This is a genomic window from Nocardia sp. NPDC004573, from assembly GCF_053602135.1.
The window spans coordinates 71,595-87,631 of the sequence record NZ_JBSGDA010000009.1 but is presented as its reverse complement, the minus strand read 5'-3'; the positions used below and the strand labels follow the sequence as shown (position 1 = coordinate 87,631).

Here is a 16,037-nt window from a genome sequence, read left to right as displayed (position 1 = left end):
TCCCCCTCAGGGCAGATCGAGCGAGCTGACGCCCGCCGCGAAGGATTGATCGGCGCCGCGCACGGTGTCCGCGGTGATCCCCAGCTTCTCCGCCAACTCGTACAGTGCGTCCCACACCTGCACCGCCCCTTGATGGAACTCTTCCCATCCGGCCGCGAAGGCGCCTGCGTTGCTACCGGTCCAGCTTCCCAGCATGTCGCGGACATCGGTCTCCAGCGCCGAGTACCCGTCGCGACATTGAGTGGCGACATCGAATGCCAAGCGCCCCAGCGCTTTTACTGCGTCGGTATCGACCGACAGTGATGGCTGCTCCCCGACCACCCCTGCGCCCCCTCTGCCACTGAACGGTTCTAACTGACAAGCTACTCCGGGCTTGGCGACGCGCAAAGCGCGCCCGATAGGGCGGAATTACGCTGCTGCGGCGGTCGGCCGCGATGATGTCCCTACAATACGGGCGGTCGAGCCGAGGCTGGCTCGCCGGCAAGGTTGCCCGCGAGACGGCAGTGCCGGAACGACACCCGCGTGGGCACGACTCCGGCCGGCTCGACGGCAGCCTCTTCAATCGCCACATCCCAGACGCTCCGCGCCGGATGCGGCAAGCCCGGCGTCACCACACGGGCAGCGACACCAGGATCGAAAGCCCCAAGCCCAACCACGAGATCCGACCCTGGCGATCTTCGTCGTCGGCTACGCGCTGTGCGCCGGGGGCGGCGTGGTGACCACCGCGATCGTGGGCGCCGTGATCGGCGCGATCGTGGGTACGGTGGCGCCGGATGTCATCACGCAGGTGCTGCCCTGACAATCAGCGATTGACCTGCTGACTGAAGTCGGGAAGGGCGCCGCCGCGGAGACGATCCGCGCAGCGCCCTTCGTGGTATCCACGTCGTGGCACATCTCGCTCCCATATTCGTTCTTCTGCGTCGCACTTTCGTTGTGAGGCAGCGATTCCCGGATCCGGTGGTTCGGTGCGTCGCCGCGGCCGACACTGGGCGGGCACACGTCGGCCGTATCCGTGTGACCGAACGCACCATGGGAGACATCATGACCGAGCCCGTCGCTCAGCTGCCTACCGCTGGCGAGTTGGTTTTCGATACCTTCGACAGGATCCGGCGGAGTGGACCGATCGTTCCGATCGAGCTGCCCGGCAATGTCGTGGCCTGGTTCGCCGTCAGCCACAAAGCGGTGAGCGAAGTCCTCGCCGGAGACGGCACCGTGTTGAGCAGGAATCCGCGCAACTGTCCTGCGCTGCAGGACGGCACGATTCCAGCCGACTGGCCCTTGCGCGCGCTCACCGATATCGACCACATGATCAACATGGACGGTCAGGATCATCGACGGCTGCGGAAAACGATCAGCCAGGCGTTCACCCCACGCAGGGTCGCCGCGCTCGAGCCCCGAATCCAGCAGATCGCCACCGAGCTCCTCGATGAGATTCCCGACCACAAGACCGAAATCGATCTCGCCGCCAGCTACACCACCCCCTTGCCGGTGCGGGTGATCGGCGAACTGTTCGGTGTACCGGCGTCCGAACAACAACAGTTCCGGATCTGGGCGTCCACGGTCATGTCGCATCTGAGCACCGGCAACGAGATTCAGGCAGCGATGGCGGATATGCTCGGCTACCTCGCCGAACTCCTGGACCGCAAGCGGCGCGCACCCGGCGACGACCTCACCTCCGCTCTGCTGGAGGCCAATGAATCGAACGGTTTGACCGACGACGAACTGGTCAACATGTTGTGGTTGGTGCTCATGGCCGGACACGAAACCACCGTGCACCTGCTCGGCAACACGGTGGTCACGCTGTGTACCCATCCTGAGCAGCTCGCCAAAGCCCAGGCCGAAGACCGGTGGAGGGACGTCGTGGAGGAGATGCTGCGCTTCCGCTCTTCGGTGGCCGCTATTCTTCCCACTCGGTATGCGCTGCAAGACATCACCATCGCCGGCGTGGACATTCCCGCGGGAGCCATGGTGGGGTGGTACGGCGGCGTCGGGCGGGACCCGGAGCGCTATCCGGACGCCGGTACCTTCGACATCGACCGCGATCACCGAGACCAGCTGGCGTTCGGCCGGGGACCGCATGTCTGCCTCGGCGCTCATCTGGCCCGGCTGGAAAGCCACATCGCGTTGTCCACGCTGTTCAACCGGTTCCCGCGATTGAACCTGGCTGGTGACCCCACCCAGATCTACGGCCCGAATTTCATCACCTGCGGGCCCCTCACACTTCCCGTGCTGCTCGAACCCAGCGCGTAGTGCGGAGTGAATTCCGCACAGCGGGGGAGTTTCGCGCTTTTTCGAGGCTCGATGCGTCCGTAGCCGACGGAGTGACGCCCGTGATCGATCGAGCGTCGGTCACGCCGACGTTCGCAGCGTTTCCCGCTGATCCCCTTCTCACAGCGGGAAACGCCGGACAGCTACTGGCCCTCCCGGGTGATGTTGAATCGTAGGTCCCGAATAACACCTGCCAAGGCGTCATCATGATGTACACCGAGCTTGTTACGAAAGACATCGACGAGTGGGAAGCACTCAGCGACAGCTTTCTGCCGTCCGAGTCCCGGTATCGTGATCCGCGCAACTGGTGGATCCGGGCCACCGTTCAGGACACTGTCGCTCACACTCTCCTGCGCTTCGACCAACGCAGCGAGCGTCTGGCCTGGCGGACCCCGTCACACACCCGGCAGGGCGGTAAAGACTATTGGCTGGTCGTGCCGCAGCGGGCTGTGGGGGGAGTCAACACCTTTGAAATGAATGACACGGTGATGCGCGTAACTCCCGGTAGCGCAATGCTGTTGAGCCCGGATCAGCCGTTTCGGTACTACATGCCACGCATGGTGACGAACGCGGTTCGCATACCGCGTGCTGATATCGACAATCGACTGTCGTCCGCCAGACCACCGAAAATGACGCTCGACATGGAATCGGGCCTGGGCCGGATCGTGCAGAGCATGATCCGCGAAACGCATGCCGTGCGATCCGACCTCGCGGACTGCGAATTCAACGCCGTCTGCGATCGAATCACTGAGCTGATCTGCTTGATGCTGCTCGGCGATATGGGCCCGCAACAAAGCCATCTGGCTGAAACGGCCGCAGCCGTTCGGCAGTACGTGCGGGAGCACGTCGGTGTCGGGGACTTGCGTCTGCCTGCGGTGGCATCGGCTCTTGGCTGGTCGCCCCGGCAGTTGCGGCTCGCCCTCCAGCAGAGCGGAACTACCTACCGGGATGTGCGGCAGGACGAGGCGCTGCGCGCCGCGCGCGACCTGCTCTCCCAACCGGGAAAGAACACGACTGTCGGCGAGGTGGCCGCACGTTGCGGTTTCACGCAAACCTGGTTCTCCCAGGCGTTCAAGGCCCGCTACGGCGAAACACCCCGAGATTTCCAGAGGCGCCGATCGAGGGAACTGACCGATCGACCGGTGTCGGGCCTCGACGGACCTCATCCAGCCGCGCTCGAAACGCACCACGCAGCCGGGGTTCCCCCCGCGACCGGGCGCCGTTATGCCACGATGCCGCCGCCCGTTTGCTCTCCGACATGGTCGGATCGGGTGGGCACCGCATTGAAGGCCGCCCTCACCGAAGGTACGCCCTCGCTGGCGGAGGCCGCCCGACTCCTCGAGATCGGGCCACGGACGCTCCAACGCCGGTTGGCCGACGAAGGAACAACGTGGAGCCGCGAACTGCACCAGGCACGCCGACGGTACCTCGACAACACCACCGCATAGGTCTCGCCGGGCACTCGCGGCCCTCAGCTGTGCGGCGCGAGCGGGCGCGCCGCGAGCGCGATGAGATAGCAGAGATACTCCTGGAGACAGCGAGGGCACGGACTCGGTGGAGTCCGTGCCCTCGCTGTTCGGTTATCCGGGTGCGCTCACAGGAGCGTCAGCTCACCAGGAGCTCTTGTGCACGCCGGGCAGCTCGCCACGGTGCGCCATTTCGCGCAGGCACACGCGGCAGAGGCCGAACTTGCGGTAGACCGCGTGGGGGCGGCCGCAGCGCTGGCAGCGGGTGTAGGCGCGGACAGCGAACTTCGGCTTGGCGTTGGCCTTGTTGACCAGTGCTTTCTTAGCCATGTGCTCAGTTCTCCTTGAACGGGAAGCCGAGGTGCTTGAGCAGGGCACGGCCTTCTTCGTTGTTGGTCGCGGTGGTCACCACGGTGATGTCCATACCACGCGGACGGTCGATCCGGTCCACGTCGATCTCGTGGAACATCGACTGCTCGCTCAGGCCGAACGTGTAGTTGCCGTTGCCGTCGAACTGCTTCGGCGACAGGCCGCGGAAGTCGCGGATACGGGGCAGCGCGATGGAGACCAGGCGGTCCAGGAACTCCCACATCCGGTCGCCGCGCAGAGTCACCTTGGCGCCGATCGGCATGCCCTCACGCAGCTTGAACTGCGCGATGGACTTGGTCGCCTTGCGGATCTGCGGCTTCTGGCCGGTGATCAGGGCCAGGTCCTCGACGGCGCCGTTGATCAGCTTCGCGTCGCGGGCGGCGTCGCCGACACCCATGTTGACGACGACCTTCACCACGCCCGGGATCTGCATCACGTTGGCGTAGTCGAATTCCTTGTTCAGCGCGTCCTTGATCTCTTCGCGGTAGCGCTGCTTCAGCCGGGGCTGCACTTTTTCCGTCGTGGTCATGTCAGATGTCCTTCCCGTTCTTACGGGAGATCCGGACCCGCTTGCCGCTCTCCTCGTCGGTCCGGTAGCCGACGCGGGCCGGCTTGCCGTCGGAGTCGACGACCATCACGTTCGAGACGTGGATGGGGGCTTCCTGGGTCACGATGCCGCCCGAGGAGGCGCCGCGCTGGTTGGCGGAGTTCGCGACGTGCTTCTTGATCCGGTTCACGCCCTCGACGAGGACCCGGTTCTCCTTCGGGTAGGCCTGGATGACCTTGCCCTTGGCGCCCTTGTCCTTGCCCGAGATGACGAGCACGGTGTCACCCTTGTGCACCTTCATGTCAGAGCACCTCCGGAGCCAGCGACACGATCTTCATGAACTTCTTGTCGCGCAGTTCGCGGCCCACGGGGCCGAAGATGCGGGTGCCGCGCGGGTCGTTGTCCGCCTTGATGAGCACGGCCGCGTTCTCGTCGAACTTGATGTAGGAACCATCCGGACGACGGCGCTCCTTGGTGGTGCGCACGACGACGGCCTTGACGACGTCACCCCGCTTCACGTTGCCGCCGGGGATGGCGTCCTTCACGGTAGCGACGATGATGTCGCCGATACCGGCATAGCGACGCGACGAACCGCCGAGAACGCGGATGCAAAGGATTTCCTTCGCGCCCGTGTTGTCGGCGACGCGCAGTCGCGACTCCTGCTGAATCACTTCAGCGTCCTCCTTGACCTGGACGTATGTGCACGCCGGATTGCCGACCCGACGGGCATGGTCGGTTGCCCTCCGGACGCGCGCCTGCCAGCGGTTTTCTCGGCTCGAGCAAGAAACGCGGAACCAACCACTGGGGGTTCACTGCCGGATTGCGGGCACAGCTCCCGCAGGCAACCGGTCTAGTGTATGGGAATCCGCAGGTCGTTCCCAAATCGGGCCAGGAACCGGTGCCCGTTTCCCCAATCCCGGCCGGTCCGGCGCCGCGCCGGTAGCCTCGTGTCCTGCAAGGCTGCCTTCGTACATCTGCGGCACCGCCGCGTCGGGGAGAGGATTCTCGTGACATCTACCGGTCGGCCAGCGAAGCTGGATCGTCGTGCCTTCCTGATCGCCCTCGGGGCTGTTCCCGCCGCCGCTGCCCTGGTCGCGTGCTCGGACGACACCGAACCCGCGAGCAGGACGCTCACCGGCGTCGATCTCAGCGGAGCCGACGAGACGATCCGGCCGCAGGACGATCTGTACCGGCACGTCAACGGGAAGTGGCTGCGCGAGTACCAGCTGCCGCCGGACAAGGTCAGCTACGGCTCGGGCAGTGAGGCGGGCGATCGCACCGAGCAGCAGCTGCGGGAGATCATCGACGGCATCCGGGACCCGAAGCCCGGCTCGGAAGAGCAGCAGATCAGGGATCTCTACGACGCCAGGGTGGACTGGGACGAGATCGAACGGCTGGGCATGACGCCGCTGGCGCCGCTGCTGGCGAAGATCGACGGCGTCGCCACCAAGGCGGACCTGGCCAAGGTGATGGCCGAGCTGCCGATCGGGGGGTTGATCGGACTGGGCATCGGCGTCGACCGGAAGAATTCCAACGCCTATATCCCTTCGGTCGGCCAGTCCGGGCTCGGCCTGGGCGAGCAGTACTACCGGAAGCCGGAATACGGCGAGGTGCTCGCGCAATACCGCATCTTCCTGGAGCGGATCGCCGCGGGCGCGGGGTTCGCCGACCCGGCCGGCCTGGCACAACGGGTGTTCGACCTGGAGAAGCGCATCGCGCCCGCCCATTGGGACAACGTGCGCAACCGCGACACCGACGCGACGTACAACGTCTACAGCTGGGCCGATATGACCGCGCTCGCCCCCGGCTTCGACTGGGATCCGTGGCTGGCGGGCAACACCGACCGCCCGCGCGAGTTGTTCGCGACGATGGTGGTGAATCAGCCGTCGTTCATCACGGCGGCGGGACAGCTGTGGACCGAGGTCGACATCGCCACGTGGCGGGACTACCTGAAACTGTCCGTGCTGCGGGAGTTCGCGCCGTATCTGCCCAAGGCTGTCAACGACGCGAATTTCGACTTCAAAGGCAGAATTCTCAACGGGCAGGACCAGCGCCCCGAACGATGGAAGTACGGGGTGGGCATCGTCGACGAAAAGCTCGGCGAGCAGCTCGGCAAACTGTACGTGGCCAAGCACTTTCCACCCGAGGCCAAGGAGCGGGCCAAGGAAATGCTCGCCGACGTCGTCGCGGCCTATCGGGAGAACTTCACCAATTCGACCTGGATGTCACCCGCGACCAGGGCGGCTTCGCTGGCGAAACTGGACAAGATCGATCCCAAGATCGGTTACCCGGACAAGTGGGTCGACTATTCGACGCTGAAGATCACCAAGGGCAAGCTGATCGAATCGCTGCTGGCCATCAACGAGTTCGAGGTCAAGCGCGCGTTCGCGCGACTGGGTACCCCGGTCGACAAGTCCGAATGGGGCATGTCGCCGCAAACGGTGAATGCCTATTACTCGTCGACGTCCAATCAGATCGTCTTCCCCGCCGCCTACCTCCAGCCGCCCTTCTTCGACAAGGACGCCTTGCCCGCCGTCAACTACGGCGCGGTCGGGTCCACCATCGGGCACGAGATCGGCCACGGCTTCGACGACCAGGGCTCCAAATACGACGGCGACGGCAACCGCCGCGACTGGTGGACGCCCGAGGACCGCGCCGCGTTCGACGCCAAGGCAAAACAACTGGTCGACCAGTACAACGCGCTCGTCCCCGAGGGGCTCGAGCCGAACCAGCACGTCAACGGCGAACTGACCGTGGGCGAGAACCTCGCCGATCTGCGCGGCCTGCAGATCACGCTGGCCGCCTTCCGCATCGCCGAAAAGCGCCGCGGCATAGCTGATCCCGACTATCGCACCATGTTCCTGTCCTGGGCCCGCAGCTGGCGGGAGAAGCAGACGAAGGAACTCACCGTCCGCTACCTCAGCATCGATACGCACTCCCCCAACGAGTTCCGCTGCAATCAGGTCGTGCGCAACCTCGCGGAGTTCTACAAGACGTTCGAGGTGAAGGAAGGCGACAAGTTGTACCTGCCGCCGGATCAGCGCGTCACCTTCTGAGCGTCCCCGACCGAGCATTCGAGCCCGCCCTTGTGGCGGGCCCGAATGCTATGCGGACCGGAGCAGACCGTCGATGAGAGCGTCGAGGCCGAATTCGTAGGTGTCCTGGGCGGCGAGAGATACGTATTCGGAGCCGAGGGCGGCCAGGCGGGGGTAGGTCTCGGGGTCGAGGTCGGCGAAGACCTGGGCGCGGAACGTGGGGCGATCCTCCTCGGCCCGGCGAGCGGAACGGGCGCGCACGATGAGATTGCCCGCCGTGAACTGCCAGACGGCGCGGTATGCCTGGACAGCGCGATCCAACGGTAGGCCGCCTGCGACGAATCCGTCCACGATGGATTCGGTGACCCAGAGCGCCGAGATACCGAGAAGGTCGTCGGCGGCGAGGATCTCGACCACCCACGGGCGCAGGGCGAGCGCGTCGTGCATGGCTCGTGCCGCCACGCGGACGCGCAGGCGCGGATCCCGCGGCAGCTCCGGCCACACCACCTGCTCGGCGTAATCCGCGAGCAGCAGCCGCAGCAGGTCTTCCTTGTCGCGGACATGGTGGTAGAGCGCCATCGGCGTGCAGCCGAGTTCGGCGGCGAGGCGGCGCATGGTCAGCTTCTCCACACCCTCGGCCTCGATCACCGAGTTGGCCGACGCGACGATCTCCGCCCGGGAGATACGCGCAGGTCGGCCGGTGCGTTGGGGCTGCGACGACGAACTCGGCATGAGCCCATCTTCGCCCATGCTTCGCACCTGGTGTGGACACGGGGCGTCTCACCCGGTTACTTTCTATACATGTATAAAAACTCTGGCGGGCGGCCGGGCGTCGCGTTGACGGCGGTGGCCGTCGCGCAGTTCATGGTCGCGTTGGACCTCGCGGTGGTGAACGTCGCGCTACCGGCCATCCGCGCCGATCTGGGCTTCGCAGCGGTCGATCTGGCATGGGTGGTGCACATCTACGCGCTGACCTTCGGCGGATTCCTGCTGCTGGGCGGGAAGGCGTGTGATCTGTTCGGGCGGCGCAGGTTGTTCACCGCCGGACTCGTCGTGTTCGGCGTCGCCTCGCTGAGCGGTGGGTTCGCGCAGGAGCCGTGGCAGCTCGTCGCCGCCCGAGCGGTGCAGGGACTCGCGGCGGCGGCCGTAGCGCCCGCCGCTTTGGCCACGCTGACCACGACATTTCCGGAAGGGCCCGCCCGGGTGCGGGCACTCGGAGTGTGGAGCGCGGTGAACGCGGCGGGCGGCGCGCTCGGCGTGCTGATGGGTGGATTGCTGACCGAATACGCCGACTGGCGCTGGGTGATGTTCGTCAACGTCCCGATCGTGGCGCTCGCCTTGCTCGCGGCGGTGGCCGGCGTGGCGGCCGATCGAGTGAGCGGGCGCGCGCGGATCGACGTGCCTGGCGCTGTACTCGGCACCGGCGGAATAGGTTTGCTCGTGGTGGGCGTGGTGCGCAGCGAACATCACGGTTGGTTCTCCGCCGCCACGGGCGTCACGCTCGGCTCGGCGGCGGTGCTGCTCGCGGTTTTTCTCGCGGTCGAGGCACGGACACCGACGCCATTGGTTCGGCTCGGGCTGTTCGGCAACCGCTGGGTGACGGGCGCGAATGTGTTCGTCTTCCTCGCCGGAGCAGGGCAGTTCAGCGCGTTCTATCTGCTGTCGCTGTACCAGCAACAGGTGCTCGGTATGAGCGCGGGCGCGGCGGGCGCGGCTTTCGTGCCCTTCTCGGTCAGCGTCATCGCCGGGACGGTGGTGGCCACCCGCGTGGGCGGCCGGCGTTCGCCGAAAGCGGCGCTCGTTCTCGGCGGGGTGCTGACCACGGCCGGTATCGGCTGGTTCGCCTTCATCAGCGCCGACGGCAGCTTCCTCGCCGACGTCCTCGGCCCCTCGCTGCTCGGCGGCTTCGGTCTCGGACTCTGCCTGGCTCCGGTGGCCGCCGCCGCGACCATGGGCGTCGCACCCCACGAAGCGGGCATGGCCTCCGGCGTGTTCAACAGCGCACGCCAGCTCGGCGGCTGCGTCGGCGTGGCCGCGCTCGCCACCGTCGCGGCGGCGAGCACCGGAGACAGCGACGCACCGGCAGCTCTGAACGACGGTTATGCGCTCGCACTGTGCTGCGCGGCGGGACTTTTCGCCGTGGCGAGCGTCGTCGCCGCGACCGTGCTGCCCGGGACGCACCGCACGGCCACAGCGACGCCGGAGGAGAAGAAGACACAACGCACCGAAAGGACACTCAGTGAACCAGACAGCGATCGACCTCTTCAGCCGGGCGATTCGTTTCCGCCACAACGGCCACGTAGCAGCCGGTGAACGCCGGATGAGCACCGGCGACGGCGACTGGCAACTCGCGGCATTCCATGTCGAATCCGATGCCGACGTCCATGCCGATCAGTGGGAAGTCCACCCGAGCAGTGACGAGGCGGTGTGCTGCCTGGCCGGTGCGTTGCGCCTTTACCTGCGCGCCGAGCAGCCGGGCGACGACGAGACGATGGTGCGCCTCACCGCGGGCACCGCTTTCGTCGTGCCCCGCAATCGCTGGCACCGCATCGAACTCGACGAACCGTCCGACATCATGTCCATCGGACTGCGCCACGAAACCCGGCAGGAGCCCATCGCCGCACGGTGAGTCGCCGTTGTTCCCGCGCATGGAGGCAATGCGCGGGAACAACCCTGCAGCGCAACGTCCGATTGCCGCCGGTCATGGCCGCGCCCGGCGGACAGACTGGCCGCATGACATCGATGACCGACCCGATGACCGTCCTGACCGGAATGTACGCGGCAGAGGCGGAATACCTGGCGGCCGGCGGGCCGGGTAGCGCCTCGTTCGAGTTGCTGGCTCCCTTCTTCCACACCGAGGTGGTGCTGCACCAGGCCGAGAGCCTGCCGTATGGCGGAACCTGGCGCGGCCACGACGGCATGGAACGGTTCTTCCGCGCCATGCGCGACACCTGGGAGAAATTCGATATGCGGGAGCAGCGCTTCCTCGCGGCCGGCGAAACCGCCGTGGTGCACACCGAGGTACACGCTCGCGCCCGCGCGACCGGCCGGGAAGTCAGCTTCGCGATCTTGCAGACGATCGGCTTCGCCGACGGGCGCATCGCCGAGGTGCGACCGTTCTACTGGGATACGGCGACGATCGTCGGCGTCTGCGCTCCGATCGACCGGTAATCCACCGCGGCAACGGCTCCCGGCCATAGCCGGGCCAGTTCCAATAGGAACCGGAACTCCGCCGCACGATCGCGAACCTCGGCCTGCGCTGTACCCGCGACGGCGGAGTTCGAAACCGGCGTGCTTCCGTCGCGCTTGGCTCGCACGGCCAGTGCGACCTGAAACGCATAGTGGCGCACGTCGTTCTCGATCGACTCGGGCGAGCCGGGCTCGGACGCGGCGGGCACATATGGCTTCAAGTGCAGCAGCGCGTCCCAGATCTCGACGGTCATCCGGTAGAGCTGGGACGTGGCTTCCCTGGGCGCGGAGTGATCCTCGGCCAAGACCACTTCGGGCACGACGGCGGTGAGATCTCGCCACAGCGGCCGCAACCGACGGCAGGCACGGCCGGTCCGATCCCAACCCGTCCGCGCCATCAGCGCGGCGACCAGAGGGATCACCGCCAACAGGGTCACCGCGGAGAACATCAGGACTGCCGCGACCGCCCACGCCTTTCCCGGCTCGCTCGGCGGCGTACCGGCGAGCGAGCGACCGACCATGATCGTCATCGAGATCAACCAATAGGCCGAGAAAGCGAGCAAGACGGCGAAGGTGAGTTTCTCCCGGACCGCGACGCCTCTGGCGCGCAACTCGCGAACGCAGGCACGGCCGAAAAGCAAGCCACAGAACGCCCCGGGAAGCGCCGACAACGTCCAGACGACTTCGACGTAGTCGATCCGCCAGGCCCACCGCACGACCGGTGTGACGACGATCAGCGAAACGGCGACGGCGGCCGCCGTCGCATCGTATCGCCGCTGACGCCGGTGAACGGTTGCCACATCGGCACCGTCGACGAGCCTGGCCAACCCGTAGAAACTGGCGAGTGCCAGGAGACCACAGCCGAGGTAGATGCGGGGCCCGAGGTCGGGACGATGCACTGCGACGACCACCTCGTACAGCAGCAGCCCCAGGAGGTTCCAGCTGAACGTACGGTTGATCAGCCGATCGGTGGCCGTCTCGTCGACGAGCAGCCAGCGCCCCGCGGTCATGAGCGCGACGAAGACGACAACCGACAGCACCACCGGAGCCGGAACAGCGTTCATCTCGATCGACGGTATGTCCTCGCGCGGCTCGAGGCCAACTCGAGCGGCCGATTGCCGCGGCGGTCCCGGTCAGCGAACGGGTACCGCGGCGCTCGGCTCCGCCGCCCGATCGGCCTCCGCCTGATCGGCTTCGGCCTGCTCGGCCGCCTCGTCGTAGACGTACTTCTCACCGATGAACCACGAGGCCACCGCGGCGAGAAACATCATCACGGCCGCCGCGACGAACACCACCACCAATCCGGAATGGAACGGGCCGGTGAGCATGTTCGGGAAGAACTCCTGACCGGTAAGGATTTCGGCGTCGACACCCGGCTTGCCGAGTTCGCCCGACGGGCCGAGTAACTCCTGGATCGGGTTGTAGCCGAGGAACGCGGCGAACATGCTTGCCACCGGTGGCATTCCGGCCAGCTCGGCGGCGGCTCCCGCGGAGACGCCCTGGGCGCGCAACCCCGAATCCAGCGCCGAGGGCAGACTCGCCGCCAGCCCGACGACCATCAGAGAGAAGAAGATGCCCATCGACAGCGCGTTGCCGCCGTTGAAGAGGGTGCCGCGCATGCCGGAGGCCGCGCCGCGCTGGGCGGCGGGAACGCTGGACATGATCGCGGCGGTGTTCGGCGAGAAGAACAGGCCGCTGCCGATGCCGTTGAGCAAGGTGATCGACGCGAACAGCCAGTAGTCGAAGTTCACCGGGATGACCAACAGCAACAGGAAGGTCACACCCGTCAGCAACGCGCCGCCGGTGGTGAACGGGCGGGGCCCGTAGCGATCCGACAGCCAGCCGGAAACCGGTCCGGCGGCGAGGAATCCGATCGTCATCGGCAGCAGGTAGATGCCCGCCCACAGCGGGGTGGACTCGAAATCGTAGCCGTGCAGCGGAAGCCAGATGCCCTGCAACCAGATGATGAGCATGAATTGCATGCCGCCGCGGCCGATCGAGACCATCAGGTTGGCGAAGTTGCCGAGCCCGAAGGCGCGGTGGCGGAACAACCCGAGGTCGAACATCGGGTCGGGCACCCGGGCCTCCACCATACAGAACGCGACGAGCAGCAGGATGCCGCCGAACACCGCGGACAGCACCCACGGACTGGTCCAGCCCGTCGCGTGCCCACCGTAGGGCTGGATGCCGTAGGTGATGCCGGTGAGCAGCGCCGTGAGCCCGAGGCCGAAGGTGATTGTCCCCGCCCAGTCCAGCTTGCCCGCGGTGCGGATGCCGACTTCGTGCAGTGAGCGATAGGACCAGACCGCTCCGAGGACGCCGATCGGGACGCTGACCCAGAACACGGCTCGCCAATCCCATTCCGACAGCACGCCGCCGATGAGCAGACCGAAGAACGAACCCGCCACCGCGGCCACCATGTTGATGCCGAGCGCGGTGCCGCGCCGGCTCGCGGGGAAGGCATCGGTGAGGATCGCCGAGGAGTTGGCGGTCAGCATCGCGCCGCCGACCCCCTGGACGACGCGCCAGACGATGATCCACAACGCACCGGAGCCCCCGTGCCACGGGTCGAACGACAGCGCGACCGCCGACAGCGCGAAAATGGTGAACCCGAGGTTGTAGACCCGCACGCGGCCGAAGATGTCGCCGAGCCGCCCGAACATCACCACCAGCACGGCCGTGGCGAGCAGGTAACCCATCAGCATCCACAGCAGATAACCGACATTGCCCGCCTCGAGCGGGTTGAGCCCGACGCCACGGAAGATCGCGGGCAGCGAGATCAGCACGATCGAGGAATTGACCGCCGTGAGCAGGACCCCGAGCGTGGTGTTGGTCAGCACTATCCACTTGTAGTGCGGATGGTCCCGGTCGTAGCGCAACCGGCGCCGGATGGTGCGGATATCGCCCGGATCGACGTCGATGGATGGATTCGTCACGGCAGCCCCTCACCAGATCGTTACCTCAGCGAACTATATAGTTAGCGGATGTAACTATCAACCCGAAGCGGTTGCCCGCGCCATCGTCCACCCGAGCAAGATAGGTTAGCCTTGGCTAGCTTGCTTGGAAGGAAGGTGCGACAGATGAAGTCTGTTCGGACAGGCGGCCGTTGGTCACGAGCGGCGCTGGCGGTGCTGGCGGGAGTCTTCGCTCTCGCCGTCACCGCATGTGGATCCGCGGAGGACGACTCGGCATCCGGCGGCGAGAAGGTGACCATCACCCACGCCCGCGGGGAGACAACCGTGGAAGGCACCCCGGAGAAGATCGTCGCCCTGGGCAACCAATGGCTGGACGCCACGCTCGCGCTCGGCGTCGTCCCCATCGGATACCTGGACAACGTCGCGATGGCGTCCAAGAGCACGCCGCCGTGGGAGCCCGAGAGCCTCGAGTCGGCGAAGTCGCTCACCACCACCGGAAACCTCGCCGAACAGGTCGCGACGCTGGAGCCGGACCTGATCCTGGTCGACCCGTTCATCGCCGACCCCAAGACCTACGACGAACTCTCCCGCGTCGCGCCGACGCTGCCCGCACTGAGCAAAGAGGCGGTGGCGCCCTGGCAGGACCAGGTCACCACGCTCGGCAAGGTGCTGCGCAAGCAGGACGAGGCGAGCAAGGCGATCGCGAAGGTGGATGACAAGATCGCCGCCATCGCCGCCGCGAACCCCGGACTGAGGGGCAAGACATTCGCCAGTACCTGGCTGGCCGGTCCGGCGCAGCTCATGGTGCTGACCGACCCGAACGACGGGTCGTCGAAAGTGTTCGCCCAGCTGGGGCTCGGCATTCCGAAGAATCTCACCGACTCGGCCGCCAATCAGGGCAGGCTCGCCCTGTCCCCCGAGCGGGTCGACGAGCTGACCGCCGATCTGTTGCTGGCCGGCTACGCCCCCGGCTTGGACGAGAAGTACCGGCAGTTGCCGGGATACGCCGACCTGCCCGCGGTCAAGAAGGGCTCGGTCGTGTTCCTCACCACCCAGGAGATCAGCGCCGTGAACACGCCGACGGCGCTCTCGGTGCCCTACATCCTGGACAAGCTGGAGCCCGCCTTCGCCGCTGCGGCGAAGTAGGCGGCGCGCCCGTCAGTTCGTTCCCGACAAGCGGAGGAACGCGTTCTTTGCCCGCCGCCACCTACCCACAGCAGACCAGATTCGCGTTGCGGGACGGCGTCACCTGCCTGACCACTCCGGCCGGTGCGGTGCTGCTCGGTCCGCGGGGTGAGGAGAAACCGACCGACCTGACCGCGAGTCGGCTCCAGGCGCTCGAAGCACTGAACCGGGGACCGGCGATGTTGTCGGAGCTGTCCGCGGCGGCGAACACAGTTCACCGACGACCTGCACCGGTGCGGATTCCTGGTGCCGGACGCGGATGCCGAGGACGATGAATTCGTTACGCGCGCATGGAGTTTGCCCGATCTGTGGTTCCACCGCCGCAGCTCGCCCGGCGAGCGCGCCGATACCATGGAGCGCTTCGGTCCCACCGCGTGGGCGAAGGGCCGATTCCCGCAGCCGCCCGCACGGAAGGCGAGCTACCCGGGTGACGCGATCGACTTGCCCGTCCCCGAGCTGGCGGCCCGGCGGACCGGCGACCCCACTCTGACCGCCGTTCTGGAGGATCGGGTGTCGACCCGGACCTTCGACGACGCGCATCCGATCACCCTCGACCAATTGGCCGAATTGCTCTACCGCACCGCGCGGACTCGCGGCACACGACCGGAGGGCGAAGAACCCGTCTCGCGCCCTTACCCGTCCGGCGGCGATGTGTACGAACTCGAGCTCTACCCGGTGTTGCGCAACGTCGCGGGACCGGCCCGCGGCATGTACCACTACGACTCGTTCGAGCACGTGCTGCGCCCCGTCGCCGCCGCGGATTCGCCCGCGGTGACGCGCCTGCTGGAGTCGACGCCGACCCCCCAGCCCCAGGTCCTGCTGCTCATGGCAGCCCGCATGGGCCGGGTGACGTGGGCCTACGAGCAGGGCGCCTACGCCACGGTCCTTCGGCACGTCGGCATCCTGACGCAGACGATATATCTCACGGCGACCGCGACGGGGCTGGGCGCCTGTGCACTGGGCGCACCGGATACCGCCGCTTTCACCGCGGCGACGGGCCTGGACGAACTCGAAGAATGCGGCGTCGGCAGCATGATCCAGCCGCACCCGCAACCGTCGCGAC

The 16,037-nt window shown here is 66.7% G+C and carries 15 protein-coding genes and 1 pseudogene; 8 read left to right on the top strand and 8 right to left on the bottom strand.

What is annotated here, in order from left to right; translation table 11 throughout:
- Positions 1 to 6: 6 nt before the first annotated feature.
- Positions 7 to 321, bottom strand: a complete 315-nt coding sequence (locus ACWEKR_RS16615) for a WXG100 family type VII secretion target (protein WP_452355192.1) — start codon at positions 319 to 321, stop codon at positions 7 to 9.
- Between the two features lie 720 nt (positions 322 to 1,041).
- Here ACWEKR_RS16615 and ACWEKR_RS16610 point away from each other — a divergent pair.
- Together ACWEKR_RS16610 and ACWEKR_RS16605 are read left to right on the top strand one after the other, a co-directional pair.
- Positions 1,042 to 2,250, top strand: a complete 1,209-nt coding sequence (locus tag ACWEKR_RS16610; protein ID WP_452355191.1) for a cytochrome P450 family protein — start codon at positions 1,042 to 1,044, stop codon at positions 2,248 to 2,250.
- A gap of 224 nt (positions 2,251 to 2,474) precedes the next feature.
- Positions 2,475 to 3,716 carry a helix-turn-helix transcriptional regulator gene (locus tag ACWEKR_RS16605; protein ID WP_452355190.1) on the top strand — a complete coding sequence of 414 codons (1,242 nt, stop codon included), beginning with the start codon at positions 2,475 to 2,477 and terminating at the stop codon, positions 3,714 to 3,716.
- Between the two features lie 162 nt (positions 3,717 to 3,878).
- Here the strand turns inward: ACWEKR_RS16605 and ACWEKR_RS16600 are convergent, their stop codons facing one another.
- Genes ACWEKR_RS16600 through rplN form a run of 4 tightly spaced genes read right to left on the bottom strand, consistent with a single transcriptional unit; the run spans position 3,879 to position 5,321 of the window.
- Entirely contained in the window at positions 3,879 to 4,064 is a 186-nt protein-coding gene (locus ACWEKR_RS16600; protein ID WP_014981705.1) for a type Z 30S ribosomal protein S14, read from the bottom strand.
- A gap of 4 nt (positions 4,065 to 4,068) precedes the next feature.
- Positions 4,069 to 4,632, bottom strand: coding sequence for a 50S ribosomal protein L5 (gene rplE / locus ACWEKR_RS16595; protein ID WP_063021292.1), 564 nt, complete (start codon positions 4,630 to 4,632; stop codon positions 4,069 to 4,071).
- 1 nt (position 4,633) lies between these two features.
- Entirely contained in the window at positions 4,634 to 4,951 is a 318-nt protein-coding gene (gene rplX / locus ACWEKR_RS16590; protein WP_039795507.1) for a 50S ribosomal protein L24, read from the bottom strand.
- A 1-nt stretch (position 4,952) separates the two neighbouring features.
- Entirely contained in the window at positions 4,953 to 5,321 is a 369-nt protein-coding gene (gene rplN / locus ACWEKR_RS16585; RefSeq protein ID WP_039795505.1) for a 50S ribosomal protein L14, read from the bottom strand.
- Positions 5,322 to 5,657: 336 nt separating this feature from the next.
- On the opposite strand from rplN, the gene ACWEKR_RS16580 reads away from it, so the two are divergent.
- Positions 5,658 to 7,706 (top strand): M13 family metallopeptidase, encoded by a 2,049-nt coding sequence (locus tag ACWEKR_RS16580; protein ID WP_452355189.1) that lies wholly within the window; start codon positions 5,658 to 5,660, stop codon positions 7,704 to 7,706.
- A 48-nt stretch (positions 7,707 to 7,754) separates the two neighbouring features.
- Here the strand turns inward: ACWEKR_RS16580 and ACWEKR_RS16575 are convergent, their stop codons facing one another.
- On the bottom strand, positions 7,755 to 8,435 hold the full coding sequence (locus ACWEKR_RS16575) for a TetR/AcrR family transcriptional regulator (RefSeq protein WP_452355188.1): 681 nt from the start codon (positions 8,433 to 8,435) through the stop codon (positions 7,755 to 7,757).
- A gap of 51 nt (positions 8,436 to 8,486) precedes the next feature.
- On the opposite strand from ACWEKR_RS16575, the gene ACWEKR_RS16570 reads away from it, so the two are divergent.
- The 3 genes from ACWEKR_RS16570 (at position 8,487) to ACWEKR_RS16560 (ending at position 10,856) form a co-directional block, all read left to right on the top strand.
- Positions 8,487 to 9,998, top strand: a complete 1,512-nt coding sequence (locus ACWEKR_RS16570; RefSeq protein ID WP_452355187.1) for an MFS transporter — start codon at positions 8,487 to 8,489, stop codon at positions 9,996 to 9,998.
- A 7-nt stretch (positions 9,999 to 10,005) separates the two neighbouring features.
- Complete coding sequence (locus ACWEKR_RS16565; protein ID WP_452355186.1) at positions 10,006 to 10,314, top strand: cupin domain-containing protein; 309 nt, start codon at positions 10,006 to 10,008, stop codon at positions 10,312 to 10,314.
- Positions 10,315 to 10,418: 104 nt separating this feature from the next.
- On the top strand, positions 10,419 to 10,856 hold the full coding sequence (locus ACWEKR_RS16560) for a nuclear transport factor 2 family protein (RefSeq protein WP_452355185.1): 438 nt from the start codon (positions 10,419 to 10,421) through the stop codon (positions 10,854 to 10,856).
- Here ACWEKR_RS16560 and ACWEKR_RS16555 read toward each other — a convergent pair.
- Together ACWEKR_RS16555 and ACWEKR_RS16550 are read right to left on the bottom strand one after the other, a co-directional pair.
- Entirely contained in the window at positions 10,805 to 11,938 is a 1,134-nt protein-coding gene (locus ACWEKR_RS16555) for an MAB_1171c family putative transporter (RefSeq protein ID WP_452355184.1), read from the bottom strand. The genes ACWEKR_RS16560 and ACWEKR_RS16555 overlap by 52 nt on opposite strands.
- Positions 11,939 to 12,007: 69 nt before the next feature.
- A complete protein-coding gene (locus tag ACWEKR_RS16550; protein WP_452355183.1) occupies positions 12,008 to 13,810 on the bottom strand; it encodes an MFS transporter in 1,803 nt (600 codons plus the stop codon).
- Positions 13,811 to 13,954: 144 nt separating this feature from the next.
- Here ACWEKR_RS16550 and ACWEKR_RS16545 point away from each other — a divergent pair, with 144 nt between their 5' ends.
- The gene (locus tag ACWEKR_RS16545) at positions 13,955 to 14,935 is read left to right on the top strand and encodes an ABC transporter substrate-binding protein (RefSeq protein WP_452355182.1); all 981 of its coding nucleotides are present in this window, start codon (positions 13,955 to 13,957) and stop codon (positions 14,933 to 14,935) included.
- A gap of 47 nt (positions 14,936 to 14,982) precedes the next feature.
- Positions 14,983 to 16,033, top strand: a pseudogene (locus tag ACWEKR_RS16540) (SagB family peptide dehydrogenase); the annotation flags it as partial.
- Positions 16,034 to 16,037 lie beyond the last annotated feature (4 nt).

Coding starts and splice junctions, on each gene's coding strand:
- ACWEKR_RS16560 (WP_452355185.1), top strand. CDS start 10,419: ATGACATCGATGACCGACCCGATGACCGTCCTGACCGGAATGTACGCG.
- ACWEKR_RS16565 (WP_452355186.1), top strand. CDS start 10,006: ATGAGCACCGGCGACGGCGACTGGCAACTCGCGGCATTCCATGTCGAA.
- ACWEKR_RS16570 (WP_452355187.1), top strand. CDS start 8,487: ATGTATAAAAACTCTGGCGGGCGGCCGGGCGTCGCGTTGACGGCGGTG.
- rplE (WP_063021292.1), bottom strand. CDS start 4,632: ATGACCACGACGGAAAAAGTGCAGCCCCGGCTGAAGCAGCGCTACCGC.
- ACWEKR_RS16600 (WP_014981705.1), bottom strand. CDS start 4,064: ATGGCTAAGAAAGCACTGGTCAACAAGGCCAACGCCAAGCCGAAGTTC.
- ACWEKR_RS16575 (WP_452355188.1), bottom strand. CDS start 8,435: ATGGGCGAAGATGGGCTCATGCCGAGTTCGTCGTCGCAGCCCCAACGC.
- ACWEKR_RS16610 (WP_452355191.1), top strand. CDS start 1,042: ATGACCGAGCCCGTCGCTCAGCTGCCTACCGCTGGCGAGTTGGTTTTC.
- ACWEKR_RS16545 (WP_452355182.1), top strand. CDS start 13,955: ATGAAGTCTGTTCGGACAGGCGGCCGTTGGTCACGAGCGGCGCTGGCG.
- rplX (WP_039795507.1), bottom strand. CDS start 4,951: ATGAAGGTGCACAAGGGTGACACCGTGCTCGTCATCTCGGGCAAGGAC.
- ACWEKR_RS16555 (WP_452355184.1), bottom strand. CDS start 11,938: ATGAACGCTGTTCCGGCTCCGGTGGTGCTGTCGGTTGTCGTCTTCGTC.
- ACWEKR_RS16605 (WP_452355190.1), top strand. CDS start 2,475: ATGATGTACACCGAGCTTGTTACGAAAGACATCGACGAGTGGGAAGCA.